Annotated in this window: 19 protein-coding genes and 1 tRNA gene; 8 read left to right on the top strand and 12 right to left on the bottom strand. The window is 57.3% G+C overall.

Going from position 1 to position 26,602, the window contains the following annotated elements; all coding sequences use genetic code 11:
- Positions 1-29: 29 nt before the first annotated feature.
- From pknB to BBKW_RS00235, 7 genes are read right to left on the bottom strand one after another with little or no spacing between them, the layout of a single operon-like run.
- The gene (pknB, locus tag BBKW_RS00205) at positions 30-2,126 is read right to left on the bottom strand and encodes a Stk1 family PASTA domain-containing Ser/Thr kinase (RefSeq protein WP_033501552.1); all 2,097 of its coding nucleotides are present in this window, start codon (positions 2,124-2,126) and stop codon (positions 30-32) included.
- Positions 2,123-3,067 (bottom strand): serine/threonine-protein kinase, encoded by a 945-nt coding sequence (locus BBKW_RS00210; RefSeq protein ID WP_033501551.1) that lies wholly within the window; start codon positions 3,065-3,067, stop codon positions 2,123-2,125. Before BBKW_RS00210 ends, pknB begins: the two co-directional genes overlap by 4 nt.
- On the bottom strand, positions 3,064-4,530 hold the full coding sequence (locus tag BBKW_RS00215; protein ID WP_033501550.1) for a peptidoglycan D,D-transpeptidase FtsI family protein: 1,467 nt from the start codon (positions 4,528-4,530) through the stop codon (positions 3,064-3,066). The genes BBKW_RS00210 and BBKW_RS00215 overlap by 4 nt, the downstream gene beginning before the upstream one ends.
- Complete coding sequence (locus BBKW_RS00220) at positions 4,527-6,152, bottom strand: FtsW/RodA/SpoVE family cell cycle protein (RefSeq protein WP_033501549.1); 1,626 nt, start codon at positions 6,150-6,152, stop codon at positions 4,527-4,529. Before BBKW_RS00220 ends, BBKW_RS00215 begins: the two co-directional genes overlap by 4 nt.
- Positions 6,149-7,765, bottom strand: a complete 1,617-nt coding sequence (locus BBKW_RS00225) for a PP2C family protein-serine/threonine phosphatase (protein ID WP_033501603.1) — start codon at positions 7,763-7,765, stop codon at positions 6,149-6,151. Before BBKW_RS00225 ends, BBKW_RS00220 begins: the two co-directional genes overlap by 4 nt.
- Before the next feature lie 5 nt (positions 7,766-7,770).
- Positions 7,771-8,286: an FHA domain-containing protein FhaB/FipA gene (locus tag BBKW_RS00230; RefSeq protein ID WP_033501548.1), complete on the bottom strand. Its 516-nt coding sequence runs from the start codon at positions 8,284-8,286 to the stop codon at positions 7,771-7,773.
- A 27-nt stretch (positions 8,287-8,313) separates the two neighbouring features.
- Complete coding sequence (locus BBKW_RS00235; RefSeq protein WP_033501547.1) at positions 8,314-9,021, bottom strand: FhaA domain-containing protein; 708 nt, start codon at positions 9,019-9,021, stop codon at positions 8,314-8,316.
- Between the two features lie 212 nt (positions 9,022-9,233).
- Here BBKW_RS00235 and BBKW_RS00240 point away from each other — a divergent pair, with 212 nt between their 5' ends.
- Positions 9,234-11,681 carry a S9 family peptidase gene (locus BBKW_RS00240; protein ID WP_033501546.1) on the top strand — a complete coding sequence of 816 codons (2,448 nt, stop codon included), beginning with the start codon at positions 9,234-9,236 and terminating at the stop codon, positions 11,679-11,681.
- A gap of 321 nt (positions 11,682-12,002) precedes the next feature.
- Here BBKW_RS00240 and BBKW_RS00245 read toward each other — a convergent pair whose 3' ends face one another.
- Both BBKW_RS00245 and BBKW_RS00250 read right to left on the bottom strand, forming a co-directional pair.
- Complete coding sequence (locus BBKW_RS00245; protein ID WP_231858496.1) at positions 12,003-12,950, bottom strand: sensor histidine kinase; 948 nt, start codon at positions 12,948-12,950, stop codon at positions 12,003-12,005.
- Positions 12,951-13,257: 307 nt separating this feature from the next.
- Positions 13,258-13,914, bottom strand: coding sequence for a response regulator transcription factor (locus BBKW_RS00250; RefSeq protein WP_033501544.1), 657 nt, complete (start codon positions 13,912-13,914; stop codon positions 13,258-13,260).
- Between the two features lie 299 nt (positions 13,915-14,213).
- On the opposite strand from BBKW_RS00250, the gene BBKW_RS00255 reads away from it, so the two are divergent.
- From BBKW_RS00255 to BBKW_RS11230, 3 genes are all read left to right on the top strand, one after another.
- The gene (locus BBKW_RS00255) at positions 14,214-15,284 is read left to right on the top strand and encodes an alpha/beta fold hydrolase (RefSeq protein WP_193786595.1); all 1,071 of its coding nucleotides are present in this window, start codon (positions 14,214-14,216) and stop codon (positions 15,282-15,284) included.
- A 96-nt stretch (positions 15,285-15,380) separates the two neighbouring features.
- Positions 15,381-16,364, top strand: a complete 984-nt coding sequence (locus BBKW_RS00260) for a DMT family transporter (protein ID WP_033501542.1) — start codon at positions 15,381-15,383, stop codon at positions 16,362-16,364.
- A 204-nt stretch (positions 16,365-16,568) separates the two neighbouring features.
- Positions 16,569-16,772 carry a winged helix-turn-helix transcriptional regulator gene (locus BBKW_RS11230; protein WP_414835674.1) on the top strand — a complete coding sequence of 68 codons (204 nt, stop codon included), beginning with the start codon at positions 16,569-16,571 and terminating at the stop codon, positions 16,770-16,772.
- Between the two features lie 59 nt (positions 16,773-16,831).
- Here BBKW_RS11230 and BBKW_RS00265 read toward each other — a convergent pair.
- Positions 16,832-16,917: transfer RNA gene (locus BBKW_RS00265), tRNA-Leu, on the bottom strand.
- Between the two features lie 249 nt (positions 16,918-17,166).
- On the bottom strand, positions 17,167-17,415 hold the full coding sequence (locus BBKW_RS00270; RefSeq protein WP_034255222.1) for a hypothetical protein: 249 nt from the start codon (positions 17,413-17,415) through the stop codon (positions 17,167-17,169).
- A gap of 343 nt (positions 17,416-17,758) precedes the next feature.
- Between BBKW_RS00270 and BBKW_RS00280 the strand changes: the two genes are divergently transcribed.
- The gene (locus BBKW_RS00280) at positions 17,759-18,931 is read left to right on the top strand and encodes a hypothetical protein (RefSeq protein WP_144314080.1); all 1,173 of its coding nucleotides are present in this window, start codon (positions 17,759-17,761) and stop codon (positions 18,929-18,931) included.
- A 97-nt stretch (positions 18,932-19,028) separates the two neighbouring features.
- Positions 19,029-19,733, top strand: a complete 705-nt coding sequence (locus BBKW_RS00285; protein ID WP_033501538.1) for a response regulator transcription factor — start codon at positions 19,029-19,031, stop codon at positions 19,731-19,733.
- 216 nt (positions 19,734-19,949) lie between these two features.
- On the opposite strand, the gene tgt is transcribed toward BBKW_RS00285, so the two are convergent.
- Positions 19,950-21,317, bottom strand: coding sequence for a tRNA guanosine(34) transglycosylase Tgt (gene tgt, locus BBKW_RS00290; RefSeq protein ID WP_048349481.1), 1,368 nt, complete (start codon positions 21,315-21,317; stop codon positions 19,950-19,952).
- 485 nt (positions 21,318-21,802) lie between these two features.
- Here tgt and BBKW_RS00295 point away from each other — a divergent pair, with 485 nt between their 5' ends.
- Together BBKW_RS00295 and BBKW_RS00300 are read left to right on the top strand one after the other, a co-directional pair.
- Complete coding sequence (locus BBKW_RS00295) at positions 21,803-23,785, top strand: S1C family serine protease (protein WP_033501537.1); 1,983 nt, start codon at positions 21,803-21,805, stop codon at positions 23,783-23,785.
- Positions 23,786-24,162: 377 nt separating this feature from the next.
- Positions 24,163-26,598: a heavy metal translocating P-type ATPase gene (locus BBKW_RS00300; protein ID WP_033501536.1), complete on the top strand. Its 2,436-nt coding sequence runs from the start codon at positions 24,163-24,165 to the stop codon at positions 26,596-26,598.
- Positions 26,599-26,602: the final 4 nt, after the last annotated feature.

Below are 26,602 nucleotides of genomic sequence, written 5' to 3' on the forward strand. Positions count from 1 at the left end.
ATGGCGGCTATCGCGGTTGTGACGATCGATCAGTTGCCTTCGCCGGGAGTGGTGTTGTTGCCGCCGTTGTTGCCGTTGTTGTTATTGCCGCTATTGCTGTTGTTGCCTCCGCCGTTGCCTGCATTATCGGTGCTGGAGGATTTGGTGGTCAACGTGATCGTGGCTCCGCTATCGGACTGGGTACCGGCGGTTGGAGACATGCCCGTGACGGTGCCATCCTCCGGACCGGAAACCGTGACCTGGAAGCCGTAGCTTTCCAGCAGGCTCTTGGCATTCGCATAGCTCATGCCGATCACGCTGGGCACGCTGATCTGCTGCTTGCCGGTGGACACCCAAATCGTGACCGTGGTACCAGCCTCGACCGTGCTTCCGACACCTGGATCGACGCGGGTCACAGCGCCGGAAGCGATGGAATCGGAATACTCGCTTTCGATGGTGATTTGTGTCAGACCGGCCTGCTTGAGCTGCTCAATGGCCGAATCCTTCGGCTGTCCTATCAGATTGTCGGGAATCTTGGTCATGCCGGACGAAATGTACAGCGTGATGATCGTGCCCTCGGTTTGCTTCGAATTGGCGGCAGGATCGGTGCTTACCACCTTGTCTTTTTCGATGGATACGTTGTCTACCGTGCGCACGTTGCCCACTTTGAAGCCGGCGGCCTCAAGAATGGACTTCGCATCGTCCTGGCTCTTGTTCGACACATCCGGCACCGCGACCGACTGCGGGCCGGTGGAGAACCATACGGAAACCGTGGAGCCCTTGGCGACCTTCTTGCCGCCCTTTGGATTCTGCTTGGTGATTGTGCCCTTCGGCTTGCTCGAATCGGAATCCTCGCGGGCGTCGAGCTTCAGGCCTTTGGCTGCGAGCTGCTCTTCGACGCGCGCCTCGGAAATATTCGCCGTGGCGGTGAAATCAGGCACTTCCACCATGTCAGCTGCGGAGTCGCTCTTGTTCAGCATGAAGAACACGCCCAGAATGACCAGCAAAGCCACCAGACCGCCCACGACAGAGCCGATAATGATCTGCTTCTTCTTGCGTGCCTTCGCGGCCTCCGCACGCTGTTCCGCACGGGTTTTCGTGGCAACGCCGTTCTGCGGGTTCGGCACGGCCTCAAACTGGCCTGTGACGGGATTGAACGCCTGCGTTGCGGCCGTTTCACCGGTAGGGGTCATGGCCACGGTATTCGCGGTCATTTCGGCCTGCTTGCGGGCCTTCATATTGGTCAGATCGGTCAACGGATTGAACGCGGCAGCCATCGGCACACCGCCGTTCATGAACGTCAGCAGATCGTTCTTGAATTCGGAAGCCGTGGCGTAACGGTTCTGACGATCCTTCGCCATCGCTTTCGCACAAATCGAATCCCACATCTTCGGCAATCCTGGAACAACCGAACTTGGGGGAGTGGCGACCTCTGAAACATGCTGGTAGGCGATCGCCACTGCGGAATCGCCGGTAAACGGCGGCCTTCCAGTAAGCATTTCATACAGCACACAACCTGCGGAATACAGGTCGGAACGCATGTCGACGCTTTCGCCGCGCGCCTGTTCGGGAGACAGATACTGCGCGGTGCCGACCACGCCCTGCGACTGCGTCATCGTGGCGGCGGAATCGTCGAGCGCGCGGGCGATGCCGAAGTCCATGACCTTGACCACGCCCTGCTCGGAAATCATGATGTTGCCGGGCTTGATGTCGCGGTGGATGATGCCCATGCGGTGCGAATACTCGAGCGCGTTGAGCACGCCCATCATCACCTGTTCGGCGTCGCGCTGGCTCAAAGCGCCGTTCACTTTGAGAATGTCGCGCAGGGTCTGGCCCTTGACATACTCCATCACCAGATACGGCAGATGCTCGGTCTGGCCGGTTTCGGTGGTGACGACTTCCTCGCCCGAATCGTAGATGTTCACGATGTTGGGATTGTTCATTTGTGCCACGGAATGGGCTTCGCGACGGAAACGCTCAAGGAAGATCTTGTCGTTGGCGAAGTCGGCGCGCATGATCTTGACCGCGACGGTACGCCCAAGACGCGTATCGAGCGCCACGTGCACTTCGGCCATGCCGCCACGGCCGACCAGTTGGCCGAGCTGGTAACGTTCACCAGCCAAAGAGGTAGGCATGTTGATGTTCATCCCTGTTCCTTCCCATCAGTGATCAAGGAGATATGAGGTCTGCTGACTACGCGGCGCGGAAGCCTTCCACCTGTAGGCACCACCATCGTGTCAGCCAATTGTGTCTGCTGGTCGAGCAGACGGCGTTCGATGCGGGACAATGTGCGCGACACCGTCAACGCGTCCTTTGGACGGTCAAGGGGATCCTTGGCCAGCATTGACATGACGAATTCACGCAGCTGCACATCGACGGAGTCGGGCAGCGGCGGAACCGGATTGTTGACATGGGCTGCGGCGATGTCAACCGGCGTGGCGCCCGTGAACGGACGATGCCCGCACAGGCCCTCGTAGGCGACGACGCCAAGCGAATAGATATCGGATTGAGGCGTGGCATGCTGGCCCTGCGCCTGCTCCGGGGAAATGTACTGCGCGGTGCCCACCACCATGCCGTCCTGCGTGATCTGCTCCTGATTAGTGGAGTAGGAGACGCCGAAATCGGTGATCTTCACCTCGCCGGAATCGGACACCATGATATTCGCCGGCTTCACATCGCGGTGGATTACGCCATGTGAATGAGCGACGAACAGGCCACGTGCGGTCTGGATGAGAATCGGCAGCAAGCGGGTCGGCTCCATCGGACCGTTCTGCTCGTGGAACAGGTCGGCCAACGACTTGCTGGGCACATACTCCATAACGAGGAAGCCTATGCCGTCATGCTCGTAATATTCGAACAAAGCGGCGATGTTCGGGTGTGCAAGATTGGCGGAATTATGCGCTTCCGCACGCAAACGAAGCAGTTTGGCCTCCTGCGTGACCCCTAAATCGCCACGCAACGCCTTGATGGCCACCGGGCGGCCCAGCTGGATGTCGTAGCCTTTCCACACTTCGCCCATGCCACCTTGGGCCAGACGGGCATCCAACCTGTAGCGTCGGTGGATGAGCTGTCCTTCAATCAGTTTCACTCTGCCAGCGCCTCCTGCATCATCGCTTTCATAATCGGTCCTGCGGCGAATGAGCCATACAAGTCCACATTGTGCACCACCACGGCAACGGCGATCTTCGGATCGTCCGCAGGGGCGAATCCTATCACCCAGCCGTCGATGGACGTGTTGCCGTTGCCGATCTGCGCGGTGCCGGTTTTCGCTGCTACTTGCACGCCGTCAATGGCCAGATTCTGGTTTTCCTTGGTGACCACGGCTTCCATCATCTGCGTGAGCTTGCCTGCGGTGTCCGAACTGAACGCGCGGCTCATTACCTGCGGCTTGGTCTGCGAGATGACCGACAGATCGGAGGAACGCACGCGATCCACTAACGTCGGCCGCATGACCTTGCCGCCGTTCGCCACTGCAGCGGCCACCAGCGCGTTCTGTAGCGGGGTCACCACGGTGTCTCCCTGGCCGATGGACGCCAAGGCGAGCTTGTCGTCGGCCGCATCGGTTGGGAAATTCGACGCCACGCTCACCCACGGCGTGCCCGTGGATTCGGAACCGTCGACGGCGATTGGACTGTCGAAACCAAGCTTTTCGGCCATGGATGAGATCTTTTCGTCACCCAAAGCCACGCCCAGCTGGGCGAATGCGGTGTTCGACGAATACGCCATCGCGTCTTCCAACGTGATCTTGCCATCCGAACCGTCGGCCTGCGACACTGCGTTCGTCAACTGCGTGGCCGTACCTGGAAGCGTATAGCTCGATCCGGCCGGAATCTCGGTGTCGGTCTGGTATTCGCCCGTTTCCAACGCGGCGGCCGCCACCACCGTCTTGAACGGGGATCCCGGAGGATACAGCTGCGAGGTGACGCGGTTGAGCATCGGGTTCGATTCGTTTTGCGAGAGCGCGGAATAGTTGCCGTTCGCTTCGGACGTGTCGTGGCTTGCCAGCTGGTTCGGATCGTAGCTTGGCGTGCTCGCCATGGCGAGAATACGGCCAGTCTTCACCTCGATGGCCACGGCCGCGCCGTCATTGTTGGCGAGGCCGTTGTAGGCGGCCTGCTGGATCTTCGGATCGATGGACGTTTCGATGGTCGCGCCCTTGTTCTCTTGGCCGGTGAACAGCGATTTGAACCGCTGCCACACCAGTTGGTCGGATTGGCCCGACAGCAGCGAGCTGCGCGAGGCTTCGATACCGCTCCAACCGCGCTGGCTGATGGAGAAGAAGCCGGTGACCGGCGCATACAGCGCGCCGGCCGCATAGGAGCGCTGATAGGAGAAAGCGTCGTTCGACGGGTCGGATTTGGCGATGACGGAGCCATCCGACGCGAGAATCGCGCCACGCGGAGCACCATACTCGTGGTAGAGGGCGCGGGTGTTGCGCGGGTCGCTGTTGAGCTGGTTCGCGCGGATCGCCGTGATGATCGTGGTGGACATGCCCAGAATGACGAACAGCGCCACCACGATGGTGAACAGTTGGCGAAGTGATTTATTCATGCTTGGCTCCCCTCTGACGTGTTGCCCGATGGGTTCGGCGTGCTCGGCATGTCAGATGTGCCGAACCCATTCGATGGGGGAGCAGGGGGTACGATTGGCGTGCCTGCGACCGGCGTTGCCGTGGAGATGATTTCCGTTGCTTGCGATTGCTGCATGGCGGCCGGTATGGCGACTTGCGGAACGGCTTGCGTGGCTGCCGGTGAAACAGCTTGCGATTGCGTAGAGGATTGCTCGGAGGAGACGCTTCTGCGGGCGCGGCTCTGCTTGCGGGCGCTCAGCGCCTGCATCGCCTCGTATTGGAACGTGTCGCTGTCGATATCGGATTCGGGTTTGTTTGCCGAGTTGGAAATCACCATTAAGAGTGCTGCCAACATGTAATTCGCTATGAGTGAAGATCCGCCGGCGGCCATGTACGGAAGAGTCAAACCCGTAAGCGGTATGACTAACGTGATGCCTCCCACCACGGTGAACACTTGGAAGGCCATGGTGAACACGAGGCCCGATGCGAGAAGCTTGCCGAACCCATCCTTGATTTTCATTGCAGTGATCATCCCGGCGGCGATGATGAGCAAATAGAGCATCAGAATGGCCATCAGGCCGGTGAGGCCCAGCTCTTCGCCAAGTGCCGCGTAGATGTAGTCGGAGTTGGCGATCGGAGTGAGCGACGGGTGACCTTGCCCAAGGCCAGTGCCCATCAAGCCGCCTGATGCCAGGCCGAAAATACCCGTGACAAGCTGGTATGAGCCGCCATACTCCTTGCTGTATTGCGTCGAGTCGAACGGATGCAGCCAGGCGTCAACACGGGCGCCGACATGGCTGAAAATGTTGGCCGCCGCAAACGCGCCCACGGCGAACGCGATGAAACCAATCACAATCCAACTGGTACGCCCTGTGGCCACATACAGCATGGACACGAACATGGCGAAGAACATGAGCGACGTGCCCAAATCGTGCTGCATGACCAGCACGCCCATCGATACGATCCACACCACGATGATCGGCCCCAGATCCTTGATGCGCGGCAACTGCAGACCCAACACCTTCTTGCCACCGACCGCGAGCTGGTCGCGGTGGTCATATAGGTAGGAGGCGAAGAAGAACGCAAGGAACAGCTTCGCGAATTCGCTTGGCTGGAACGATCCTAAACCGGGAATTCTCACCCAAATACGGGCGCCATACTGTTCGGAACCGACCACCGGAAGCATCGGCGACAGCAGTAACACCAAACCGATTACCATGCTGACGTACGAGAACCGCCGCAACACACGGTAATCCTTCATGAAAATCACCAGCAGATTCACCACAACCAGCGCGATCGACAGCCAAAGCAACTGTTTGAACGCGACGGACGTGTTCGAATCCTGATCGATGCGGGCGATCATCATGATGCCGGTGCCCGTCAGCACCATCACGCAGCACATGATCGCCTGGTTGGCGTACGGCTGGAACCGCAGCAGCAATCCCCAGGAAGTCAGGAACAATGCACCGACGAATGCGAGCATCCACAGGTAATTATGCGGGAAACCGCCGGTGGTACGTTCGAACATCTGGAAGAATGAGACGCCGCAAATCAGCATGCTGAACAAGAGTAGGCCGAATTGCTTCAGACGGGTTGCCATCATGACTGGTCACCGCCTGACTTGTCTGCCGAAGCGTTGCCCGAATCACCTGATTTGCTTGACGATTTGTTGGAAGTCGTATCAGAGGATTTGCTTGACGACTTGCTGTCGGATCCGCTGTTTGTCTTGTTCTGCCCCTTCTGCGCTTCGGCGTCCTGCTGCTGTTTCAGCTGCTTTTTGATCAGGCGCGTATGCGTTTTCGCCTCGCCGTACGTGTCGAAGGAAATGCCCTGCGCGAGCTGCTCCTGCCAACTTGGCGGCAGTTCGCTCGTCTTCATATTGGTGTCGGTGATGGCATGTGATAGCTGGAAGCCGAACAGACTGGTCGGCACGCCTTGGAAAATCGACACTTCGCCGTTATTGTCGCCGATATAGTACTTGGTTTGGCTCCAGCGGTAGGTTGCGAAAGCGCCGCCTGCCAGTCCCAGCAATATCACGATGGTGACGATGATGGCGATCACGCGGTTGCGTCGGGTGCGTGATCGCTTCGTCTTGCGTTGCTCGATATGCTCGTTGCGGATGGCCTTGGCGACTTCCGGATCGTTTGGATCGGCGGAAATACGGCCGTCATCCTTTTGTACGACGGGGATTTCTCCGGTATCGGGATTGGTGCGGTCACCGTTTTCCTCGCGTACCGTGGATGGTTGTGCCACGCGCTGTTCCGGAGGATTGTCGTTGTCGTCGGGATTCTTGCCGTTGCGCAATGCCGCCGCGCGGGCCGCTGGCGATTTCTTGCCTTCGCGCAGTGCGGGTGCGGATGCGACCGGCTCGTTGATGATGTCGGCGATCGGTTCGAGGCTTGCGCTGGCCGCGCCGCCGACCAGCGGCGTCTGATGTGGCAGATCGAACGCGTCTGCGTCGAGGGCGAGCGTCGCGTCGGCGATGACCGCAGTGACATTGTCGGTGCTGCCGGCACGAAGCGCCATCGAAACCAGCTGTTGAGCGCATTCTTCCTGATCGGAGCAGGTGGATAGCATCTCCTGCAACGTGGAGTCCTCAAGCACGCCGCACAAGCCGTCAGAGCATAGCAGCCAACGATCAGACGGATGCGCCTTGCGTACGGCGATGTCCGGGCGCGAGTCGATATCGAAATCGCCCAAAACCCGCATCACGACATTGCGCTGCGGATGATTGCGCGCCTCGGACTCGCTGATGCGGCCGGTATCAATCAAATGCTGCACATAGCTGTGGTCGGACGTCATGCGGATCAAACGGCCGTCATGCAGTAGATACGCGCGGGAATCGCCGATATGCGCCACAACCCAATATCCCGCAACCAGCGCGACGGAAGTGACGGTGGTGCCCATGCCTGCGAGACGACGTTCACGCTTCGCCTTGCCGACGATCGCGTCATGCGCGGCCATCACCGAGGTTTTCAGCATGTGGGCAATAACCTGGACATCGCCCTGCACATTGTCTTGCTCGATGTGAGCCAGCGAACGGATGGCGATGGTGGAGGCGGTGTCGCCTCCCGCATGGCCTCCCATGCCGTCGCAGATGGCGATCAGATGCTCGCCCGCGAACGCGGAATCTTGGTTGTTGGAACGTACGGTACCCACGTCGGAAACGACGGTGGAATACATGAACAGCGGTTGTGAAGCGGGGGAAGTCGGCAAACGGGTCACCTCAATTCGAAGGTGGTTGCGCCAATGCGTACGGGAATGCGCGTTCCGAGGATCATCGGCGCGTTCAGACGCTGCTGGTTGACCACAGTGCCGTTGGTGGAACCCAGATCTTCGACGGCCCATTTGCCGGTGGCGGGATCCGTGTAGACGCGCGCATGGTGGGACGAGACGAATTCGTCATCCAAGACCACGGTGTTCGATGCGGAACGGCCAAGCGTGATGGTGTTGCCGGTCAGGGGGACGGAACTGCCGGCAAGAGGGCCATCGATGATGACCAGCAAGGTAGGTTTGGCGCTTGACGTGGCGCTGACCACCGGCGCGAGGGCGGCCACGGGCGCTGGCGCTTCGACGGCCTTGCGTGCGCGACGCTCCTTACGGCGATGAGCCCGCGACTTGCGCGGGCTGAGCGTTTCCACATCCCTGTACAGCGAACGCACCGTGCAGGCTACGAAGATCCAAAGCAGTACGAGGAAGCCGTACTTGAGGATCGCGAAAGTAAGTTCAGTGAGCATAGAGGCAACTCCCGAGGTTGGGGTTGGTTACTCCTGATCCTGCGAAGAGGCCCAATACAGGATTCGGGTGCGGCCGATGGTGATGGTGTTGCCGTCGAGCAGCGTGGCCGCCTCGACATGGTGGCCTTCGACATACATGCCGTTGGTGGAGCCCAGATCGCGCGCGATGACGGTGCTGCCATTGTCGGTGACATCAATCTCCATATGACGGCGGGAGATGCCCGGGTCGTCAATCACGATGTCGCAGTCGGATCCGCGGCCGATGATGGTCTTGCTTTCCGTAAGCAGATACTGGTGCTCGCCGATCTCCAGCATCGGGCAATCTTCGGTTTGCGCCTCGGTGGTGACGGGCACGGTGTTGCCCTGCACGGATTCGCTCGTCAGCTTGAAGTTGCTCTTGGTCAATTCGAGGTCCTCTTCGAAGATCACCACGACCGGGCCTACGAATGCATAATGCTGGTCCTTCGCATACTGGGTGAGGTTGTCGGCCAGCTCGTTGGCCAGCGCCTCGGCACCCCAATCGACGATGTTGTTAAAATCCGGTGTGCTGAGCTTGAAACGGTACTCGTTCGGCGCCACGGTGCGGTCTCGCGTGACGGGCATGGCCTCTTTATCAATCTCACGTTCCAGCGCGCTGGAAAGGTCGACGGGCTGCAGGTCCTTGGACCCGAACTTGGCGAAAACCCCGTTGACGGCGCCTTCTACGCTCTTCTCAAATCGGTCGAGAACACTCATGCTTGTCCCTTTCTATCCTCACCCATCCTACGCGGTAGAGCGCCGAGCGCCAATTCGTAAGCCCTTTAATTGCAAAAATTTCATGCAATATTTCAGTCTTTATACCATCTAGGGGGTATATGATTCTGAGTTTGTCACCATCATTTCGATTCCCATGCTGTGCGATGGATGTCTGTGGGAAAGGAGATATGGAATGGTGATAGGTTGGAAATATGACAGATGCGATTCGACAGTTTCCTCGTAAAAAAGCTCGTACACTGCGATTTTCCTGCGGAGCTCCGCGTTCCGCACGTGTGATTGCAGACGGTTCCCGTGCATTGTTCCTGCGTTCCGACGGATCGGAAGACACCGTCACCTCACTGTGGATGAGCGTGATCGACGAAAACGGCAACGCCAGCGAAATGCTGCTCGCCGATCCGCGCACGCTGCTCGCTGATGCCGACGCCGAAGACGTTCCCGCTGAAGAACGGGCGCGTCGCGAACGTGCACGCGAAGGCGGGTCCGGAATTGTCGGCTATTCCACCGACGTAAGCGGCAACCGCGTGACCTTCACCATCAACGGACAACTCTTCCTCACCGACATCGCAGCCGGCGTGACGCGAGCCATCGCCATAGAGGAAGACGAGCTCAAGCCGGTACTGAACCCGCGTATCAGCCCTGACGGGCAGCATGTTATGTACACCACCGGCACCTATCTAGTGAATGTCGATCTTGCCGATACCGCTTTCGACACGGCTTCCGGTGACGACGATTGCGAAATCGGAGACGCGATTTCGGTAGTCGCTTCAATCCCGCAAGACGGCGAATGGAAGATCGGCTTGGCGGAATTCGCAGCAGGCGAGGAGATGGACCGCTACGACGGCTTCTGGTGGTCTCCCGATTCCAAATATGTGCTGTTCGAAACCTACGACGAATCCCTGGAACCAATCTGGCATCTTTCGGACCCGGCTAACCCTGCGAATCCTGCACGATCCAACCGCTATCCGCAAGCATTGACCGCTAATGCCAACGTGCGACTGACCCTGCTGGAACTCGGCTTCGACAGCGACAACTGCTGCTACGGGGCAATCGTCAATGAGGTGCAGTGGGACCATGAAACCTACGAATACTTGGCCGCAGTCAGCTGGACGAGCGGGCATGAGCCGATCATCCTTGTGCAAGACCGACGCCAGCAGCACGATCAGGTGCTCGCCATCCACGTGGGCGAACCGATTGCCACCATGCGAGATGCGGAAAACGGATTCACCGACGATGAAGGCGATCAAGTCGAAACCTTCTCCATCGCCATCCCCGAATATGCCGAAGGTGAACGCCCGGGCAGCACGCGCGTGCTCGAAGAACACAGCAACGCCTACTGGCTCGACCTGATCCACGGCACGCCCGCATTCACGCCGAACGGACGCCTGATCTGCGCGATGAACGACATGGATGCCGACACGAACCGCCTCACCGCGAATGGCGTGCCCTTCACGCCGGCCGGACTGCAAGTGCGCGAAGTGATCGACGTGACCGACGACGACGTGCTCTGTGTGGTACAGCGCACCCCCGAACTGTTGCCTGACGACAGCCTGCCATTCCTCTGGCAGTCCAACGCCGCCGATCATGACGCCCGCAGCTTCGACGTGGTGTCGATTCGCTATGACGGCACATGGGAACCTCTCACCTACGCGCCCGGCCAGTGGACCATGTCTCGCGCAGGCAGCGGCTGCGTGGTGACCGGACGCGGCGTGGATGATGCAACTGTGCAAATGCAGCATTGCATGAACATCGTCACAACCGACGAAAATGGTATAGACGTGGCGTCAATGGTGGTCTCACCAATCGAAAACCATGCCGAAACCCCCGGATTCACGCCGAACGTACACTTCACCCGACTTGGCGAACGTGGCCTGTACACGGCAATCGTGCTCCCTTCGGCTAGCAGCGAATACGCGCATGCCGACACTCTGCCGGTGCTCATGAAACCTTACGGCGGCCCCGGATTCCAGCAAGTCGTCGAAAACCAATCCTTCTATTGGGATGCGCAATGGTGGGCCGACCAAGGCTACATCGTGGTCACCGCCGACGGACGCGGCACCACCGGACGCGGGCCGAAATGGGACCGTGCCATCTACGAAACCATGAAATCCGTGACGCTCGAAGACCAAGTAGACGCCGTACGTGCGCTACCGGAAGCGTTGGCAACACTGGCCGCGCAAGAAAACAAGGAATCCTCGGAAACCACCATCCCGCAACCCGACCTCAACCGCGTAGCCATGATCGGCTGGTCGTACGGCGGATTCCTTTCCGCGCTCGCCGTGTTGGAAGCGCCGGAAACCTTCGCTGCAGCCTGCGCGGGCGCACCCCCGACTGACTGGACACTGTACGATACGCACTACACCGAACGCTACTTGGGCCTTGATCCGGCCGTGTACGAACGTAACAGCATCATCTCCGACGCGCCGCAGCTTGATCGCCCACTCATGCTCATTCACGGATTCGCCGACGACAATGTGACGATCGCGCACAGTCTACGCCTGAGCCAAGCGCTGATGGCGGCCGGACGCAAGCACACGTTCCTGCCGCTGACCGGCATCACGCATATGACTAATGACGAAACCGTCGCCGAAAATCTGCTGATCCTGCAGCGCGATTTCCTTGCGGAAGCATTGGAGCGGTAGTGCTGCGCCTATAGCGCTGTAATGATAACTGCAAAAACGCAAGCAAAAGTATCAAACAAAAGCAAAACGCGTTCCCCAGCGATTCCCGAACTGCCAAGCATCCGAGCGTCGTGGGCGAACGCGTTCCCTTCCCGATTGCCAACATAAAACAGGCGAAAACGACTTCGCAAGCGAGGGGGTACCACATTTGTGTACCCCCTCAATTTGGGCTTGGAAAAGCCGAAAATCGTTAGAAATAGGCGAATATCAAGCAAAGTCGAAACGTGAATCACATCAGAAAACACGTGAATCACGTCAGATTTGCAATAGCAATATGCACGATCACGCCTGCACTTGCTCAAACAATCCCGGCGAATCGTCGATGACAGTCACCGGAATATACGCGAAAAGCGTCCAACTGCCGTCCTGCGCGGACGCGGTGAGCGTGCCCTGATGTGATTCAAGTTGCTTCTTGAACGAGGCCAGCCCATGGCCGCCAGGAAGTTCGTTATCGTGCCCGTCAGCTCCGGCTAGCCCTTCTTTCATGGGATTGATTTGAGTGATTTCAATGGCATTCGGTCTAAGCATCACCGAAAGATCAACCTTGCTTCCCGGAGCGGCATGACGAGCGATATTCGCATAGATTTCGCGCAGCAGATTATTGGCAAGCTCGGCGGTCTCCCGCGATGCACTCGGTTTGCCGCCCGCACAGTGCCGTATGGACGTGATTTCGAAGCCGAGTTTACGCAAACGTCGGTCGCCGTCGTCCATGGTGGTTCGCAGCAGATTGGCCAGCGCTTCGCCGTCGGCATCGCCGGGGAGGACGGTGGCATCCATATTCAATTCGTCGATAACGCGATGCACATTCGTCAATGCGAAAAGAATGTATTCGTTGATCTGACGCCAGTCTTCGGCGTCGGCTGCATCGGCTGCGCTGACAGGGCCTCCGGCAGCGGCACTAGGGCTGCCTGAAACGCCGTCAACATGCCGTTGTGCCACAAACGCCGCCGCCGACAAATCGCCCGTCACCGCATCGTGAATAGCGTCGGCAATGCGTGCGCGGCTTTCCAACTCCCGCAACCGATTCTTGTTTTGCGCCGCTTCAAAACGCTTCCGCGTCGTTTTCTCGCTCCAACTCAACGCCCTGCCGAGCAGCAGCACCATGGCATACATGCTGATCATGGAGACAGGGTTAGTGCCTGGGCCAGGAGGCGAAATCAGCAGGATAGTAGCAATGTAATATGTGAACAGCGCTGTCGCGATAATGACATTGGTACTGTACGCAAGCATGCCATAAGCGTAGAGATGCGTGGGAAGAGAATTACCCGAACTTGCGTAAGAGGTAAACAGATCGCCAGCGTAGACAATCACAATAATCGCCACCGACATGCTTTTTGGAAACAATGGAGATACCACGAGCGCTGCAACCAGCATCGCAATCCAAACCACGCCAGATATGTCGGTAGGCGGTTCGTAACAAACGCCATATACGGTCCATATGAGCACGATCAACATGATGGTAAAACGGATTGGATGCCACAAATTCGGATGCAACGTGCGCACACGATTCCGCCACGCAATGTACTGAGCTGCAGGTTTAGAACGCATTGGACCTCACCCACAATGCCACTGCCTGACGCGAAGTCTTACAGTTGAGTTTCCTTAAAATACTTTGCATATGCTTGCGGATGGTGGCTTCGGAAATCCCCAAACGCTCGGCAATCTCTCGATCAAGCATGCCCTCCGCGCACAAAGAAATAATCTGCTCCTCACGAACAGTGAGCGAAGGCGCAGTCTCGGCCTCCCTGCTAATACGCAAATTAGCCAACGCAGGCGTCTCAAACCCCTCCATCACCTCGCCATTGCACATACACATAATAATCTGCGCCAACTGGTCGGCATTCTCCTTACCAACCAAACCCTGCGCACCAGCCTCCATCAGCTTGTCCCGATAACTTTTGATGGAAAAACTCGTCGCACCAAGAATCGGCATATGCTTGCCCATCAAACGCAACCGACGACAAGTAGCAGGCCCCTGCAAACCCTCCATCGACATATCAAGAATCAACAAACTGACATTGCTGTTCGCGTCCTGACAGCGTTCTATCGCCTCATCGCCAGAAGTCGCAGTCCACACCACATATGCGGTCGGCACTTTGCAGGCAATGACGGCACTGAGCGAATCCAGCGCTCGCGGATCCTTGTCGACTAGCGCGATGCGATGAATCTTAGGATGCTTTTCCGACGTGGTCATTATGCGATCACTTTCCTTTCCCACACAGCCATTGCAGCCATGTTGGGCAGTTGGGATTCGCGGCAGTGGAGATATCGTCGTTGCCGTTAACGGGAGTTGCTGCATACGCATATGCTGGTGTGCTGGTGAGAGACAACGTCACCACCATCAGCAGTGAAACACATTTCATGCTTCCATAGTATGCGAGAGTGACGCGCGGGGGCGGCGATACAGTCGTGACGCACTGTTGATACATCGTTATACAGCGCACATGCTTGTGCTTAGTTTTGTCTTGGCTTTGTTCGCCTAAGATGGAATTCATGACTATCACGCTCATCGATGAGGCGCGCTACGACGCCGAAATGGACGAAACGGTACTGCCTGCGCTGCGTAACTGCATGACGGAAGGTTGGATGGAACCCACCACCATTGATTGGGACGGCAATATGCTGCCTAAGCTGAAGCATCCTGGACGGTTGCATTACTACTGCTACGACGCGCACAAATTCGACGCATTACGTGAAGACGGCGCATCGGGCGTATTCCGCGGTGCGGTGGTGATCTCGCACGGATTCACCGAATTCGGACGCAAATACAGCGAAATGGTGTGGTACTTCCTACTGGCCGGCTATTCCGTATGCGTGTTCGAACATCGCGGACATGGCCATTCCACGCACGACATGAGCAACCCGAGCCTGGTATGGATCGACGATTGGCGCCGGTATGTGGCCGATTTCGCCACGTTCGCGCAGACCGTGGGTCGCGAAGTGGCTGGAGATGGTCCAATGTACTTGTACTGCCATTCCATGGGCGGTGGCATCGGTGCGGCCGTGTTGGAACGCTACCCGTCGTTGTTCGACAAAGCGGTACTGTCCACGCCGATGATCGCGCCGGTGGTCGGCATGCCAACGTGGATTGCACGCATTGTGGTCGGTGTGATCTGCGGGCTTGGTTTCGGCAAATCGCGCGTGTTCGGCCATACCGATTTCGACGGAAACCTCAATCCCGACGATTACAAGGGAGCCTCCGAAGCACGCATCCGCTGGTTCCACAAACAGCGCTTGACAGACAAGTCATGCCAGACCAATGCTGCCACTTTCGATTGGGCAAACCAGGCGATGGCGCTTTCCCGAGCCGTGCTCAAACCCGACATGTGCGGAGCCATCGAAGCCCCGGTATTGCTATTCCAAGCCGGCCGCGACGTGTGGGTGCTCAACGGACCACAAGATGACTTCGTTGAACGTGTGCGAGAAGGTGGCGGTTCCATCGAAAAAGTGCGGTACAGCCAGTCATTGCACGAAATTTTCTCCATGCCGAATGCCGTGCTCGAATCATATCTTGACAAAATCCTCGTTTTTTTGGCGGCACCGAACGCAAGTTTGGCGGAATAAATCTGTTTTGCATAACTGACGTTTAGTATGCGCACCGTGTGCGTTACAATCGCCGTGAATTTGCCGTGAAAGCCGTGGAGAGAGCGAGGATAGGCCGTGGCAAAGCAAACGTCGGGACAGACGTCGCAATCGCAGAAAACTTCCGAATCGCAAAAAAACGCGAAAAAAACCGCGAAAAAAACGGAACATGTGCTGGAGCAGACGCCGAAAAGTCTGCTCATCGGCACTGGCATGACACTGCTGGGCGGTGCCATGTGGGGCATGAACAGCACCGTGGCCAAACTGCTGATGCGTGACTACCAGCTGGATCCGATCTGGCTTTCCTGCGTACGCGCGCTATTCGCCAGCCTGATCTTCCTGGTCGGATCGGCCATCACCACACCGCAGAAACTCGCCGGAGCGGTCAAAGACGTCAAATCGTATCCGAAATATTTGGTCACCACACTGATCTGCGTGCTTCTGGTGCAGGTCTCCTACCTGATGACCATCGACTGGACGAACTCCGGAACCGCCACCGTATTGCAGACGCTCAACCTGATCTTCGTGCTCGCCTGGGTATGCCTGCGCGGCAAACGACTGCCCCTCAAGCGTGAATTGGTCGGCGTACTCCTGGCATTCGCAGGCACGTTCCTCATCGCCACCGGCGGCAACTTCACCTCGCTGTCGTTGCCATGGCAGGGGCTCGCATGGGGACTGATCGACGCGGTGAGCACCGCGGCCATGTCCATCCTGCCGGTCATGCTCATGCTCAAATGGGGCAACATGACCATCAACGGCATCACATTCCTCATGTCCGGACTCATCCTATGCCCGTTCGCGCAACCGTGGGTGAACATTCCCGCACTGGACGCGCGAGGCATGCTCCTGCTGCTCTACACCATCGTATGCGGCACGTTCCTCGCGTTCTGGCTCTACATGGCAGGCGTGATGCGCGTTGGCGCAGTGCGTGCCACCATGCTCGGCACCAGCGAACCGGTCATGGCCACCATCACCGCAGTGGCATGGGCCGGCGAAACGTTCACCTTCACCGACCTGACCGGCTTCGCCATGATCATCATTATGGTCTTCCTCGTGCGCTAACCATTCTTCACAAACTGTCCGATTCTGCAGAATCGGACAGCCAGAACGTAAAACCCATACCTTAATTGTCCGATTCACCAGAAACGGACAACTAAACGGGTAAAACTGCGCCACAGTTGTCCGTTTCTCCCGAATCGGACACTTATGGTGCGCACGTCCGACCCCGATAAGGCGCACGTCGGTGCCGGCGAGCACGTCGGCCAGATGCTTGGCAGTGTTCGGGATCGCCGACAGAGTCTCTTCGGTCCAAGCGCCGACCGCGTTCACGACCACGTCGAATACTCGTTGACCGAAGTCGGCGAACGCTTACGTCCGATCATCGAGGCGATGAAGACATGGGGGGAACCATTACCGAGACGAACACGAGTCCTGATTTTTCCAGTCACTGGAGGCGTCGTGAGCTGCTGAGCCTTACTGCCGCTTGGGAAACGAAAAGGCCGGAACCTTTCGGCTCCGGCCTTTCATCATGGTGCGAGCGGGGGGAGTTGAACCCCCACGAGCATACACTCACTGCCACCTGAAGACAGCGCGTCTACCATTCCGCCACGCTCGCAGACAGTCGACTAATCTACACCACAACCCACGCAACCTCAAATCGGCGTGTCGCGCCGCCATTTTCCGTAGGAAAATTCAAGCGGCGCGACGCGAGGAGGGAGGAAGCTCTGGGAGCTTCCGTACGACGGAGCCATCCTTAAATTCCGCCATTTTTCGTAGGGAAATTCAAGCGGCGCGACGCAGCTCGTCCGATTCTGGAGAATCGGACAAATAGACATGCGAATACGCGGCTGTGAACGGGCGTGAATCAAGGCAGCATCAAATCGGTGCCGCCGAGAAAACGATAGCCGCCGTCATCCAGCAATCGGGTTTTCGCAAAATGTAAACCCAGGAGCGTGGCTTGCACCTCGTCGATGCCGTAAATGACATGCTCCCAGACGGTCTGTCCAGAAGCGTCTTCCAGACGAACGTTTACACTCCAGGTGTCCTCGTCGATTTGCGGTTCGGAAACCGACAACACCCGATCTCCACCCTCGTATTGGAATTGTCGCTGCATGCTCGTCTCCCATCAAATGCGCGTATCTTCGATTGCGGGTTGTTCGCTCTTCGGGTCGGAAGATAGTGTTTGGCTATTTGTCGCATTGGAACTTTTCCCCGCTAGGCAGGCGGCATAGGCTGCGGCTGCCCCGGCCCAGCATACTGCGGCCGCAGCACCGTGTAGGCGTTTGCATTTTTAGTGGGGAATATTCCGGAAGCCCCCGCCTCTGCCGGGTAAGCATATTGTTTGTCGGCTGTGGGCTGGACGGAGAGGCTATGTGCTTCGTGTTCGATTGCTGCGCTGTTCGGCACCTCATCCATGCTGGGAAGCGAAGCTTCATCTGCCATTGCTGGTTGTAGCGATGGCTGCAGGATGGCTCTATTCTCGTGATGGAAACGGATTCTATGCGTGTGTCAGCGCGTTTTTTGCTGTTTCCTATACTGTGTATTTCATCGTCAATCGAGGCGTGTACATCGTGCGCCTGTTCCGTGGGGAAAATATTTTCGGTAAACGGCGTGTGAGATGCATGAAATACCGTGGCACGATACATTCGTCGGTTGCGGGCGGGCTGGCAAAAGCCTTGGAAAAATTCGTTGATAACGATACGCTGTATGCGTATATCGGCGGATATGGTGTTCCGTTGCTGGGCACTGCGACAATGATTGCTTATGACGCGTCGCACTGGTTATGGTTGGCATTAGTCGGGGGAGTCTTGTGCGTTGTATATGCGCTGTATTGGCTGATATATGCATTTGTTGCCGCGCATCGGGCGCTTATCGCAGTGCTTGCGGATCGCGATAGGAGATTGGAACAGGCGGGTTATCGCATGACGGTTATGCGCCGAGATGCAAAATTGGCCAGCAGGACGCATGATACGGTTACCGGTGGTCTGTCGTATATTGCCTTTATTGCGCAGCAGCAGCTGGAGGGTAAAACCTTATCGGACGAGGAACGGGTTGCGTGGAAACATATCGATGATGCGGCTCAACGTACGATGGACAATGTTCATGAAGTTATTGATATTCTTGGACGAGATATCGACCCCGCAAATCCCGTTGGCGGCGAAGGGTTTGATTGCGAATCGCAAGAAATACAGATGCCAGATGTTTCTTCATTGGAGAGAATTATTCGCGAGCATTGTGATGAGGGGGATTCTCGGCTTAAGACGCTCGGGTTTGTTGGAACAAGTGAGATTCAGCTGGATGTTGCGGATGCTGATGATACTGGTGAAAGTGTTTGTGCGGATCTGATTGATGAGTGTACAAGTCTGATTGATGAGTTATACACCAATATTTCTTGTCACGCTGATACGAGTCAGCCATACGCTGTTTTTGTCAGTCGCGAGAACAGATGCCTCCGCATCACGCAGGTAAACGCTATAGCGTGCCCGCACGATGCACAGAGCGGCTATAAGAAGAAGGTTTCAGGAAGGGGACTTGCGTTTCATCGGAGGATGCTTGACGCGATGAGCGGGTCGATTACTACTTGTGAAGAGGGTGATACTTGGACGCTGCATGTGGTCATACCGTTGTGAAAACAATAGGTTTTGGTGTAGATATTTGATAATTATTCATGCTGAAGCTTTATAAAATATCGCAAGTAATTTGGTGGTTAATGTAATGGAAACTAATGTGGAAAGAATTGACAAATCAGTTGAACATATAGGAATAGTCGACAATGATGTGTTGACGTTGGGTGCGTTGTCTAGCTATTTGACTCAACAATTTGGAGACAAGAAAATTTTATGGCGATGCACGCTTGGTAAAAAAGCTGCGGAATTATGTAGTAATTCGCAAACACGTCCCCAGATATTACTCATGGATATGTCATTATCTGATGCCGATGGCGTGCAGATTTGCCAGGAGATTCGGCGTACTGTTAACGATATGCCGATTTTGGCGATTACTTCTTTTCTGCTGCGCCGATATGCTGCTGCGGTGGCTCGGGCTGGAGTGCAAGGCATTGTCGCGAAACGAAATTTGCGCACTATTGCCGCTGCTCTCGAATGCGTTGTATCTGGACACGTTTATCTGCCGGATGAGTTAGCGGAAACCATGCCGGATCTGCATTTTGAGTTGCCAGTACAGGCGCATCGTAGGATCGTCGCAGAGACTCTTGGCGGGCAGGCCGTGAAACCAGTTTTGTCTGATCGGGAAACGGCGATTATAGCCAGGTATGCGCGAGGGCAGACCACACTTCAAGTGGGGGAGTGCTTAGGATTATCGGAGAACACTGTCAAGACTTATACCAAGCGTGCCATGGCGAAGCTTGGGGCGAAAACGCGAGGTCAGGCAATAGCCCTCTGGCTGATGCAAACCATGATGCATGGTGTGTGATTTAGGCAGCTTTTATCTCTGATAAACGTATATGTGCTGTGTCCGATTCTAGAGAAACGGACACATGGGGTGGTGGATGGGAACGAGACGGCTGGGCGTACGCGTGACACGCGTGACACGCACGAAAAAAGACGCCGACGGGTTTGTTCGTCGGCGCCTTGGAATGCGGAAGTGTGGTTCAGCATTCATTTGGGCGGAAAGCCCACGTGAAATGCATTAGCCGCGGGAACCGTTGGTGTAGAAGCGTGCCAAGGCTTCATTGCGGAATTCGTCGAAATATCCGCCGTCAATCGACGCGCGAATGTCGTCCAGCAGCTTCACGAAGAAATGCTCGTTGTGGATCGTGGCCAATGTGAAACCGTTGAATTCGCGGGCGCGCAACGCATGATCCACGTAAGCACGCGAATAATGCGTGCACGTGTAGCAATCGCAGCCCTCTTCAAGCGGGCCAAAATCATGCTTGAATTGCGCGCGCTTGATGTTGTAACGTCCGTCGCGCGTGAAAATCGCGCCATTTCGGCCGCAACGCGCCGGTGCGACGCAATCGAACGTGTCTCCACCATTCTCGACACATGCGAAAATGTCGTCGACTGCAGCGATGCCGAGCACGTGACGTGGCCGGCTTTCCGGCATCGCATCGCAAATCCAAGCGCAAGTGTCGCCGATAATGCGCTTTTCAATCGCGCCTCCGATACCGACGCCGTCGAAATCCAGCGAAGCGATCTGTTCAGCTGCATGCCTGCGCAAATCCTCATAATTCGCACCCTGCACCACGCCATACAGCGCCTGATACGGCTTACCGACGCGCTCTTCGGTAAGCCTCTTATGCTCGGCAACGCAACGCTGCGCCCAACGGTAAGTGCGTTCCACGGAACGTTCCTGGTAGCCGCGTGTGTTCATCAGTGTGGTCAGCTCGTCGAATGCAAACATGATGTCGGCGCCGATCTTATGCTGGATTCCCATTGATATTTCGGCGGAAAAACGGTGCAGTGAGCCGTTGAGCGGCGATTTGAATGTTACGCCGTCCTCGTCTACGAACGCGAGGCGCTCTTTGCCTTCGGCGATCACGTCGTCTGATTTCATTCCGGTCACATCCATGGCGAGGGTTTTCTTGAAGCCCGCGCCGAGCGAAAGCACTTGGAAACCGCCAGAATCGGTGAAGGTCGGACCGTTCCAGTTCATGAATTTGGCAAGGCCGCCGGCTTCGTCGAGCACTTGCTCACCGGGGCGTTCATACAGGTGAAACGCGTTGGACAGCAGGCATTGTGCGCCGAGGTCCTTCATGGTTTCGGGCAGCACGGCTTTCATCGCGGCCTGCGTGGCCACGGGCACGAACGCCGGAGTGTGAATATCGCCGTGGGGGGTATGAATGGTGCCGGTGCGGCCGTATCGTGCGCCGCCGCGTCCCTTGCCGTCGGCCGCGTCGGGAAGGCGGGTTTTCTGCTCGAAATAGAAGGCGTCGCGGCGGCCCGGCTTGCCTGGTTCCGCTCCACGCGGATGTTCGATGAGATTCTCGGACACTGCGGTTGCCGCGTTTTGCGTGTCTTGCGCTGTGTCAGTAGATGATTCGATGAGGCTTGTCATGCGAAATATTTTATGCGATAGCGCCGATTGCCGACGGTGGCTACGTCGTTCGCCGGCTGAATACGATTTTCCTTATATGTGGCAGATTCGTTCCGTTGAAAAATGTGATTTCCCTTATATGTGGCAGTTTTCCGAAAACAAGAGTCGTTAGGGGGTATTGAAACGACGTTTTGAACCCATCTGTGCAGAGGAAAGTGCCACATATAGCGCAAATGAGTTTTTGTGTGGCTGCATTTCTGCCACATATAACGCGAATGAGTTATCGAATTTCTTGCGATGGTTGTGAGAAGGCGTATCGGCTGAGGTTTGTCAAGTTGCATCGCATAGCCTCTGGTACCGTATGGAGAGAACTGCCAAGAGATTCGGTTGCTACTTTCAACAAACATTCAGGAAACTTCCAGAGCGAGTATCTTTACTCGTAGATAGCAGTTCGAGCGGCACGATTGCTGATTTGTGAAATGCCGCGAGACGAATAAGGAGCGAAAATGGCTGAAGAGAACGACCAGAACGCCGTGCAGCCGCAGAATGATGAGCAGCAGACCGTGCCGATGCCGCCGGTTGATGCGGAACAGACGCAAACTTACGCAGGCGAGCCGTATGCCGCAGAGTCGGCTACCGAACCGATTGACGTGCAGGGCGGTATTGAGGATCAGCCGACGGCCGCCATGCCTGTTGCGAACGATGGCGCTTCGACGGAATTCGCGGCTGCGGCGGGCGATACTCCGGATTATGCTTCCGCAGCGGGCGAGCGTACCGTGGTTGGCGGTTCCGCGCAGGATGCGCCGTCTCAGCAGTACCGTCCGGCACCGGAATATGGTGCGTACGGTCCCGTGCCGACGCAGCCGGCTAATGGCGCCGCAGCCGCGAACGGTACGGCGAGTGACGCGCCGAACATGCCTCCGCAGCCGCAATATGGCACATACGGGCAGGCTCCGCAGCAGCCGCAGCGGCCTCGCAATCCTTTCTTCGGAAATCCGTATGTAGGTGGAAATCAGCAGAACGATCAGCAGAACGCGCAATCGAATAACGGCAATCCGTTCATAAAGCCCACGGCGCAAGGTGGTGCCAACGTGCCGCCGGCCGGGCCGAATAATCCGAATAATGGCAACCCGTTTGGGAATCCGAATAACGGTAATCCGTTCGGTACCCCGCAGCAGAATGGCGCTGCAGCCAAGCCGAAGTCCGCTTCCGGCGTGACCGGGCATGTGATGACCGGCGTGGTGGCGGCGCTTGTTTCCGCGGTCCTCTGCCTCGGCGTCGGCTACGCGGCAATCACCAATGGATGGGTGACCGTACCCACCTCCAGCTCACTGACCAACGTAAAGTCCAACACGTCCGGATCCGGTTCGGCTAAAGCCAAATCCGGCGAGGCCGCGGACTGGAGCGCAGTGGCGAAAGAAGTGTCCGATTCTGTGGTGTCCATTGACGTGGCAACCAGCGACGGCAGCGCCAAAGGCTCCGGCGCAATCATTAGTGACAAAGGCTACATCGTCACCAACAACCATGTGATTTCCGGTGCGAAGCAGATTCAAGTGACGCTCGCCAACGGCACCATCTACTCAGCGCAAATCGTCGGCACCGACACCACCACCGATCTGGCCGTAATCAAACTCGACAATCCTCCGAGCAATCTGAAAGCCGCAGAATTTGCCGATTCCGACAATCTTGCCGTGGGTGAATCCGTGATGGCCATCGGCAATCCGCTCGGCTACGATGACACCGCAACCGTCGGCATCGTTTCCGCGCTCAACCGCCCGGTGACCGTGTCCGATGACAACAACAACGACATCGTCACCAACGCCGTGCAGATTGACGCGGCCGTCAACCCAGGTAATTCCGGCGGTCCGACCTTCAATGCGGCCGGCCAGGTGATTGGCATCAACTCGTCCATCGCATCCACCACAACGTCTTCCGGCACAGCCGGATCCATCGGCATCGGCTTCGCCATTCCATCGAACCTGGTAAAGCGTGTGGCCAACGAAATCATTGACAACGGTACCGTGCAGCATGTGGCGCTCGGCGTCACCGTCAAGAGCTCCACGGTTGAGGCGGACGGCGTGACCCGCGGTTGCACGCAGGTGCAGTCCGTGGTCGACAACAGCCCGGCAGCCAAGGCCGGAGTGAAGGCCGGCGACTCCATCGTGGCGTTCAACGGCAAGGCGGTGAACAACAACTATTCGCTGCTCGGCTACGTGCGCGCCTCCGCCATGAATGACAAGGTGACATTGACGGTCGTGCGCGACGGCAACACCATGGAGCTTGACGTGACGCTCGACCAGGAGGAATCCCAGACGAACTCCTCCAACAACCGGAACCAGCAGAACAACGGCAATGATGGCCAGAGCCAGAACGGTAATGGCAATGGTAACGGCGGTAACGGCGGCAACGGAAATGGACAGAGCGACGGCAATGGTAGCAACGGCTACGGTGACGGAGGCGGCCTGTTCGACCCGTTCGGTCTGTGGTAAAGCGCGACAGACCGCCGCGGTTGGCCGTGGATGGTTGCGGTCGGCTACGGCGGGCTGCAATACAGGTGGCGACCACCCGATAGGCTGACGGCGAAGACGTAACTGGAGTTGCTTAATCGCAAGAACGTCTTGTGAACGTCATCGCGAGAACGGTAAAACCGCGGAAAACCAACGAAAACCAATAAAAGTTAAAAGTAGAAGCAGGACTGTGCGAACAATCGTACGGTCCTGCTTTTCTATTTTTTGGCAATTGCGGCACGAAAATCGCAAATGTTTGCTACGCTGGAAATATCTTTTTACGCCGTGTATCGATGGCTCGCGCGGGCGAGGCGCCGATGGGTTAACAAGGCGTCCGATACGAGCGTAAGGAGATTCTCATGCGTAGAATCATCGATATTTGCTGGCGACTGTGCAAGCAGGTTCCGTTACTGCCGATTACCATTCTGGCCGCGATTCCGTTGGCATTGCTGGGGGAGTGGAGACCGTGGGGCGAGGCTGCGTGGGTTTCTCACGATTTGCATGCTGGCTTCGGTTGGCTGAACGCGTTTAATCCGGGTGTTGGGCAGTGGATAGTGATCGCACTGGTTGCATACACGATTGTGGTGACGGTGCGTGGCATGATCGACGATCTGCGGAACGGCCATGTTGGCGTCGATCTGCTGGCGGTCGTTGCGATTGCGTCAACGGTTGCAGTGCAGGAATATTGGGCCGCTTGGGCCGTGGTGCTGATGATCTCATCCGGCGAGGCGATCGAGGAATTCGCGCAGTCGAAGGCCGAAAGCAACCTGACTGCGCTGATCGACGCGGCGCCCCGAACTGCGCACGTGGTTGCGCTGCCGGGAGTGCGCGGGCATGTGCATGCGACGGGCAACGAGCATACGGCCGACGTGACAGCCGACGGATTCCGTGCCGTCAGAATGTCCGACTCTGCAGAATCGGACAACCAAGACGGTGAAAAGCATGCTTATGTGTCCGATTCTGGAGAAACGGACACAAAAGATGCTTCGCAAACGTATGATGCGGCTGGAGAGCGCTTCGAAACGGTCCCCGTCGATCAAGTGCGGCTCGGCGACGTGATTCTGGTGCTGCCTGGCGAAACAGTGCCTGTCGACGGCGAGTTGCTGTCGGGTGTGGCCACGCTGGACCTGAGCAACATCAACGGCGAGCCTGTGCCGCGTGAAGTGTATGCGGGTGCTCGCGTGATGTCTGGCGCAGTCAATGGCTCGACCACGTTGACCATGCGTGCCACGCAACTTGCGCAGGATTCGCAGTATCAGAAGATTCTCGAGCTGGTTTCGTCGGCGCAAGAGTCGCGCCCCGCTGTTGTGAAGACCGCGGATATGCTTGCAGTGCCGTTTACCGTGCTTTCGCTTGCGATTGCTGGGATTGCATGGGCGGTTTCCGGATTGCCGCTGCGATTTGCACAGGTGCTGGTTCTCGCCACGCCTTGCCCGCTTCTTATTGCCGCTCCGGTTGCGTATGTGGCTGGAACAGGGCGCCTTGCCAAAGCGGGAATCCTGATTAAAGCACAGGACGTGTTGGAAAATCTAGGTCGAGTATCGCATATTTTCTTCGATAAAACCGGCACGCTTACCGTCAAGCAACCGCAGGTCGTGCGCGTGGAGAAACCGTTCGGAACGAGTTCGCCGCTCAATGAAGACCATATTCTCATGATGGCCGGTGTGGTGGAAAGTTACTCGGTGCACATTCTGTCGAAAGGCATTGCGGCGGCCGGGCGCAAGGCCATGAACGACTTGTACGCGCGGTATACGTCGGGGCAGCGGTTGTGCGCTGAGCGTGATCTGCCTGGGCACGGGCACGACTATCCGGTGGTGAAGAACATTGTGGAGGATTCAGGCAAAGGTGTTGCCGGCGAAGTGAATGGGCATCGGGTGCGTGTGGGGCGTTTTGCGTATGTGACGGCCGACGAAGCCGGATTCATGCCGGTGCTGCATGCGCCGGGTGAACGCTACGTGTCCGATTCTCCCAAATCGGACACTCTAGGAGTACGAGACGGAATGTCTGACGATGCGCAGTCTACAGTTGTAGCCCCCTCCATTACCTCTTACGCTGAGGCGTCGCAGACGACGCCCGTCCGCAAGTCCGAAACCGCAAACTCACTGTTCGCTCCGCTTGCGCCGGACGAGATGGCCGCATATGTGGCGATCGACGGCAAACTGGCCGCCCGCATCGTGCTTCGCGACGTGCCCCGTGCGAATGCGAAACGTTCCTTGGCCCGTCTGCATGAGCTTGGCATCAAGGAGCTGTCCATGCTTACCGGCGACAAGGCCGCGTCCGCCCGCATCATCGCAAATGAGGTCGGTATCGATGACGTACAATCCGAGCTGTTCCCTGAAGATAAGGTTGCCGCTGTTAAAAACGCCACCGAGTCCACGCATCAAAACCAGTCCATGCCCGCCCGCATCATGCGTCGTATAACTGGCGAATCCAGGAATCACCAAGTCACCATGATGGTCGGCGACGGCGTCAACGATGCCCCTGTACTTGCAGTCGCAGACATCGGCATGGCCATGACCGACGGCACGTCCACCGCAGCTTCCGAATCCGCGCAAGTGGTCATCATGAATGATGACATCGCCTCTGTGCCGCGTGCCATCGCCATCGCGCGCCGCACGAAAAAGGTGATGTTGCAGGCGGTGCTGATCGGCCTCGGCCTTGCGATTATCGGCATGATCGCGGCCGCGTTCAATCTGATTCCCGTGGTCGTTGGCGCATTCATGCAGGAGGCGATCGACGTGGTCAGCATTCTGTGGGCGCTCACTGTGCTTTTCGACCGCGGCGAATCCGCGTGATTTG

Origin of the sequence: Bifidobacterium catenulatum subsp. kashiwanohense JCM 15439 = DSM 21854 (assembly GCF_001042615.1) — a bacterium.
Classification (GTDB): Bacteria; Actinomycetota; Actinomycetes; order Actinomycetales; family Bifidobacteriaceae; genus Bifidobacterium; species Bifidobacterium catenulatum.

Coding starts and splice junctions, on each gene's coding strand:
- pknB (WP_033501552.1), bottom strand. CDS start 2,126: ATGAACATCAACATGCCTACCTCTTTGGCTGGTGAACGTTACCAGCTC.
- BBKW_RS00215 (WP_033501550.1), bottom strand. CDS start 4,530: ATGAATAAATCACTTCGCCAACTGTTCACCATCGTGGTGGCGCTGTTC.
- BBKW_RS00220 (WP_033501549.1), bottom strand. CDS start 6,152: ATGATGGCAACCCGTCTGAAGCAATTCGGCCTACTCTTGTTCAGCATG.
- BBKW_RS00230 (WP_033501548.1), bottom strand. CDS start 8,286: ATGCTCACTGAACTTACTTTCGCGATCCTCAAGTACGGCTTCCTCGTA.
- BBKW_RS00235 (WP_033501547.1), bottom strand. CDS start 9,021: ATGAGTGTTCTCGACCGATTTGAGAAGAGCGTAGAAGGCGCCGTCAAC.
- BBKW_RS00240 (WP_033501546.1), top strand. CDS start 9,234: ATGACAGATGCGATTCGACAGTTTCCTCGTAAAAAAGCTCGTACACTG.
- BBKW_RS00245 (WP_231858496.1), bottom strand. CDS start 12,950: ATGCTTGCGTACAGTACCAATGTCATTATCGCGACAGCGCTGTTCACA.
- BBKW_RS00250 (WP_033501544.1), bottom strand. CDS start 13,914: ATGACCACGTCGGAAAAGCATCCTAAGATTCATCGCATCGCGCTAGTC.
- BBKW_RS00255 (WP_193786595.1), top strand. CDS start 14,214: ATGACTATCACGCTCATCGATGAGGCGCGCTACGACGCCGAAATGGAC.
- BBKW_RS11230 (WP_414835674.1), top strand. CDS start 16,569: ATGCTTGGCAGTGTTCGGGATCGCCGACAGAGTCTCTTCGGTCCAAGC.
- BBKW_RS00270 (WP_034255222.1), bottom strand. CDS start 17,415: ATGCAGCGACAATTCCAATACGAGGGTGGAGATCGGGTGTTGTCGGTT.
- BBKW_RS00280 (WP_144314080.1), top strand. CDS start 17,759: ATGGCTGCAGGATGGCTCTATTCTCGTGATGGAAACGGATTCTATGCG.
- tgt (WP_048349481.1), bottom strand. CDS start 21,317: ATGACAAGCCTCATCGAATCATCTACTGACACAGCGCAAGACACGCAA.
- BBKW_RS00295 (WP_033501537.1), top strand. CDS start 21,803: ATGGCTGAAGAGAACGACCAGAACGCCGTGCAGCCGCAGAATGATGAG.
- BBKW_RS00300 (WP_033501536.1), top strand. CDS start 24,163: ATGCGTAGAATCATCGATATTTGCTGGCGACTGTGCAAGCAGGTTCCG.